This window comes from Streptomyces chilikensis (genome assembly GCF_001642695.1).
GTDB lineage: Bacteria > Actinomycetota > Actinomycetes > Streptomycetales > Streptomycetaceae > Streptomyces > Streptomyces chilikensis.
Map to the genome: position 1 here is coordinate 5,099 of NZ_LWCC02000159.1, position 5,004 is coordinate 10,102.

Below are 5,004 nucleotides of genomic sequence, written 5' to 3' on the forward strand. Positions count from 1 at the left end.
GCCGAAGTGCCCCGTGCCGGGGGAGGAGGCGGTCACCGGCCGGCCCCCGCGTCCGGACGGACCCCTGCGAGGACCCGTCCGGGCCCTCGGGCACGCTCCTCGCCACCCGGTCGTCCCGCCGGAGGAGACATGCCCGCCGCGGGCGCGGCTCGCGGCCCACCGCGGGTAACGTCCGGTACGGCCACGCCCCGGCACACCGTGGACCTCAGCGAAAGAACGGAAACCGCACAGCACCATGACCGAGCCTTCCGCAACGGAGCCGCGGCACCGGCTCCTCGTCGTCGAGGACGAACCCAGCATCCGCACCCTGCTCGAGTCGACCCTGCGGCTCACCGGCTACCGGGTGAGCAGCGTGGAGACCGGCCGGTCCGCCCTGGCCGAGGTCGAGCGGGTCCACCCCGACCTGCTGCTCCTGGACGTCATGCTGCCCGACCTGGACGGCTACGAGGTGACCCGCCGGCTGCGCGAGGCGGGGAACCACGTGCCCGTGCTGTTCCTGACCGCCCGCGCCGGCGTGGACGACCGCATCGCGGGGCTGAGCGCCGGCGCCGACGACTACGTCACCAAGCCGTTCAACATCGAGGAGGTCCTGCTGCGCATCCAGGCCATCCTGCGGCGCACCCTGGGCCCGGACGCCCTGCTGCCCGACACCGTCCTGCGCTACGCCGACCTCGAACTCGACGAGACCGCGCACGAGGTGCACCGGGCAGGCCGGTACGTGCAGCTCTCGCCGACCGAGTTCAAACTGCTGGCGTACCTCCTCGACAACGCCGGCCGGGTGCTGGGCAAGGCGCAGATCCTCGACCACGTGTGGGGCTACGACTTCGCGGGGGACACCCGCGTGGTGGAGACCTACGTCAAGTACCTGCGCAAGAAGATCGACCGGTTCGACCCGCCGCTCATCCACACGGTCCGCGGCGTCGGATACTGCCTGCGCCTGCCGCGCGGCAACCAGGGGAACCCCGGGCGGTGAGCGCGTTCCGCCGCCCCGCGGCCCCCCGCTCCCTGCGCGGCCGCCTCGTCCTCGGTGTCACCGTGCTGGCCACGGTGGCGGTGCTCGCCTCCGAACTGGTCGGATTCGTCGTGCTGAGGTCCTGGCTGCTGGACCGCGTCGACCAGCAGCTCGCCGCGTTCCAGCCGCGGCCGCCGGCCTTCGACGACGCCCGCCGGCCCGACGGCCCCCCGCCCGTGGCGGGCGCGGGCGCCCTGCCGTCGGAGTTCCGGGTCCACTTCTACAACGCCTCCGGGCAGCGCCTGGACCACGTGCTCGGCTCGAACGACAGGCCGGGCCCCCGGCTCCCCGACGACGAGAAGGACCTCGGCCTGACGGAGGGAGAACCCGAGTCGGTCGAGGCGGAGACGGGGGACGGCAACTGGCGGGTCCTGCTGCGCACCGGACCGCAGGGCATGCGCGCCGTGGTCGCGCTGCCGCTCGACACCGTGGACGGGGCCACGTCGAAGATCCTCTGGCTGGACGCCCTGCTGCTCGCCGTCACCGTCGCGGCCCTGCTGGCCCTGGCCCGCGGGGTGGTGCGCCTCGGACTGCTGCCGCTGACCCGCATGGAGCGTGCCGCCGGGGCGATCACCGCCGGACGGCTCGACCTGCGGCTGCCGGACACCGACCCCGGCACCGAGATCGGGCGGCTGGGCACGGTGCTCAACACCATGCTCGACCGGCTGCAGAAGGCGCTGCAGGAACGCCAGGCGTCGGAGGGCAGGCTGCGCCGGTTCGTCGCCGACGCCGGTCACGAACTGCGCACCCCCCTGACCGCCATCCAGGGCTTCGCCCAGCTGGCCCTCCGGTCCGAGCGCCGTACCGAACGGGAACGGCGCGAGGCCGACCGGCTCGTCGCGCAGAACGCCGAGCGCATGGGCCTGCTCGTCGACGACCTCCAACTGCTCGCCACCCTGGACCAGGAGCCCGACTACCGGCGGGAGGGCGTGGACCTGCTGTCGCTCGCGGCGGACGCCGTGAGCACCGCCGCCCTCCAGCGGCCGGGCCACCCCGTGACCCTGGAACCCCTCGGCGGCGGCCCGGACGGCGCCGGCGCCCCGGAACTGGACGTCGTGGAGGCCGTGGGCGACCCGCACCGGCTGCGGCAGATCCTCGAGAACCTCCTCTCCAACGCCCGGACCCACACGCCGCCCGGCACCGCGGTCCACGTCCGCGTGGGCTCCGGCCCGGCCGGTGCCGGCGTCGGCGGGACGGACGTGCCGGGACGCGTCAGCCCCTCGCCCCCCTTCCTGCCCGGCACCCGCGTGGTCGTCGTCGAGGTGGCGGACGAGGGCCCCGGACTGACGGCGCACGACGCCGGGCACGTCTTCGAGCGCTTCTACCGGGCCGATCCGTCGCGCTCGCGCGCCCAGGGCGGGTCAGGACTGGGGCTGGCCATCGCGGCGGCCATCGCGGAGGGGCACGGCGGGCGGCTCGAACTCGACCCCGGACACGGCAGCGGGGCCACCTTCCGCCTGGTGCTGCCGCGGCCGTAGGGCGGCCGTCCGGGCCGCCACCCGCCCTGGTGTCCGGGCGTCAGCAGGCGTCGTACTTCCACGTCCCGTCCTCGCGGGACCAGGGCTGTCCCTCCTGGCCGAACTCCGGGAGACCGCCGACCCGGTAGGAGACGCGCGCCCGGTCGCCGGAGACCTCGTCCACCGTCACGTCCGTGGCCTTCCGGGGGCCGTGCTCCTCCGCGATCTCCTCCACCGCCGCCGCGTACGCCTCCTCGCCCCTCTTGCCGGCGTGTTCCGCCTCGTGGACGAGCACGCCGCGGCAGCGCTCCGACATCATGCCGAGCGCCGTCGGGGCGTCGTTGCCGAAGTACGCGGTGACGTAGGCCTCCACACCCCGCGTCAGGGCGCGGACGTCCGCGGCGGGGGGCCCGTTCCCCGCGGACGGCTCCGCCGCCGCCCCGGACCCGCGGTCCGCCGCCCCCTCGTCCGGGGAGCAGCCGGTGAGGAGGGAGAACGCCACCGCCGTGGCTGCGGGCAGAACGCGGATACGCATGTGTCCTCCGGGACGGGGGCGCGGGCCGGGACCGGTGATGCATGGTGCCAGAAGGCGGCGCGAGCCGGTACGGCGCCGGCGGCCCGGCCCGGCGGCCCGGACGATCCGCGGGGACGTGCCGACCGGTTGCCGGACCGCGGTGAAGGCGCGACTCCTTCCCCCGGCACCACGCGCCGGGGCGGCCCGGCCGCTGGAGGCGCGCCGCCCGGATCCCGGGCTTCCGCCCGGACTCCGGCACCGCCACCGCTCACCGGACCGGCCGAGGGGGACGAACGTCCTCGAGGTGCGGGTCCGGCTCTCCACCGCGCCTCTCCGCGGCGCGGTGGCCCCACGGAGGAACACGAGGACCCGGTCCCGGTCCCCCTCCCGGAACGCCGCCGGCGCGCGCGGCGGGTGGCATCCCCGGGGTTCCGGGAGCCGTACACCGCTCCCGGGGCCCGCCCGCCGGTTCCGGCCAGGGCTTCCGGATCGCATCTCTTGACCCGGGCATGCCATCCACCCACCATGGCGCCACACCCGCACCGGGCACGTCGAACCTCGCACGCCGCACCGAGGCGCCGAGGCACCACCCCGCTCCACTCCCCGGTCCGGAAAGATCCGGATCCCCCGGAGAATCGAGGAGAGTTCATGCGACTCCGCTTCCGCGGCCCCACCCCCCGAAGCCGCAGACGTACCGCCGCCCTCGCCGTCCTGCTGGCCCTCGCCCTCGCGGCCCCCGTGTCGGCGACGGCCGACGACGCCCCGGCCGGCGGCACGCCGGCGGCGGCGGACGAGGTCCGCCAGTACGAGATCCACCTGCACTCCACCGCCGAGGACCGCACCGCCCTGCAGCGCGCCGGCGTGACCGTCGACGAGGTCCACGGCCACGGCGTCGTCGTCTCCGGCCGCGCGGACCAGATCAGGAAGCTGCGCGCGCAGGGCTACGACATCACCCCGCTCGGCGCGGTCCCCGACCGCTCCACCGGCGCCGACGCCGTCACCCCGCTCGACTTCCCGTCCGCCGACTCGCGCTACCACAACTACGCGGAGATGACGAGCGAGATCAACTCCATCGTCCAGGCGAACCCGCAGATCGCCTCCCAGCGGGTGATCGGCACCTCCTACCAGGGGCGCAACATCGTCGCCGTCAAGATCAGCGACAACGTCGGCACCGACGAGGCCGAGCCCGAGGTGCTGTTCACCCACCACCAGCACGCCCGCGAGCACCTCACCGTCGAGATGGCGCTGTACCTGCTGCGCGAGCTGACCAGCGACTACGGCACCGACTCCCGGGTGACCAACATGGTGAACGGGCGCGAGATCTGGATCATCCCGGACCTCAACCCGGACGGCGGCGAGTACGACATCGCCTCCGGCTCCTACCGCTCCTGGCGCAAGAACCGCCAGCCCAACTCCGGTTCCTCCTACGTCGGCACGGACCTGAACCGCAACTGGGCCCACCGGTGGGGCTGCTGCGGCGGTTCCTCCGGTTCCACCTCCTCCGACACCTACCGCGGCACCGCGGGGGAGTCGGCCAAGGAGGTCAAGGTGGTCGCCGACTTCGTGCGCAGCCGCGTGGTGGGCGGCAAGCAGCAGATCAAGGCGGGTGTCGACTTCCACACCTACAGCGAGCTGGTGCTGTGGCCGTTCGGCTACACCTACTCCGACACCACGACCGGCATGACGGCCGACGACCGCGACGCCTTCGCCGCGGTGGGCCAGAAGATGGCCGCCAGCAACGGCTACACCGCCGAGCAGTCCAGCGACCTGTACATCACGGACGGGTCGATCAACGACTACCTCTGGGGAGTGCACAAGATCTTCTCGTACACCTTCGAGATGTACCCGTCGTCCAGTTCCGGGGGCGGCTTCTACCCGCCCGACGAGGTGATCGAACGGGAGACGTCCCGCAACCGTGACGCGGTGCTGCAACTCCTGGAGAACGCGGACTGCATGTACCGGTCGATCGGCAAACAGGCGCAGTACTGCGCCTGACGGCCACCGGCGGGCGCCCCCGGACC

At 74.0% G+C, this 5,004-nt stretch carries 4 protein-coding genes; 3 read left to right on the forward strand and 1 reads right to left on the reverse strand.

The genetic code is table 11. The features are described 5' to 3' along the window. Positions 1–235 precede the first annotated feature (235 nt). Both A2U95_RS29920 and A2U95_RS29925 read left to right on the forward strand, forming a co-directional pair. Complete coding sequence (locus A2U95_RS29920) at positions 236–973, forward strand: response regulator transcription factor (RefSeq protein ID WP_166028793.1); 738 nt, start codon at positions 236–238, stop codon at positions 971–973. Then, the gene (locus tag A2U95_RS29925; RefSeq protein WP_240958373.1) at positions 970–2,490 is read left to right on the forward strand and encodes a sensor histidine kinase; all 1,521 of its coding nucleotides are present in this window, start codon (positions 970–972) and stop codon (positions 2,488–2,490) included. Before A2U95_RS29920 ends, A2U95_RS29925 begins: the two co-directional genes overlap by 4 nt. A gap of 40 nt (positions 2,491–2,530) precedes the next feature. On the opposite strand, the gene A2U95_RS29930 is transcribed toward A2U95_RS29925, so the two are convergent. Continuing rightward, a complete protein-coding gene (locus tag A2U95_RS29930) occupies positions 2,531–3,004 on the reverse strand; it encodes a hypothetical protein (RefSeq protein ID WP_166028795.1) in 474 nt (157 codons plus the stop codon). Between the two features lie 627 nt (positions 3,005–3,631). On the opposite strand from A2U95_RS29930, the gene A2U95_RS29935 reads away from it, so the two are divergent. Further along, on the forward strand, positions 3,632–4,978 hold the full coding sequence (locus A2U95_RS29935; protein ID WP_166028797.1) for a M14 family metallopeptidase: 1,347 nt from the start codon (positions 3,632–3,634) through the stop codon (positions 4,976–4,978). Positions 4,979–5,004: the final 26 nt, after the last annotated feature.

What these genes read in the sequence shown, in the direction of transcription:
- A2U95_RS29920 (WP_166028793.1), top strand. Translation starts at nt 236, where the DNA reads ATGACCGAGCCTTCCGCAACGGAGCCGCGGCACCGGCTCCTCGTCGTC.
- A2U95_RS29935 (WP_166028797.1), top strand. Translation starts at nt 3,632, where the DNA reads ATGCGACTCCGCTTCCGCGGCCCCACCCCCCGAAGCCGCAGACGTACC.
- A2U95_RS29930 (WP_166028795.1), bottom strand. Translation starts at nt 3,004, where the DNA reads ATGCGTATCCGCGTTCTGCCCGCAGCCACGGCGGTGGCGTTCTCCCTC.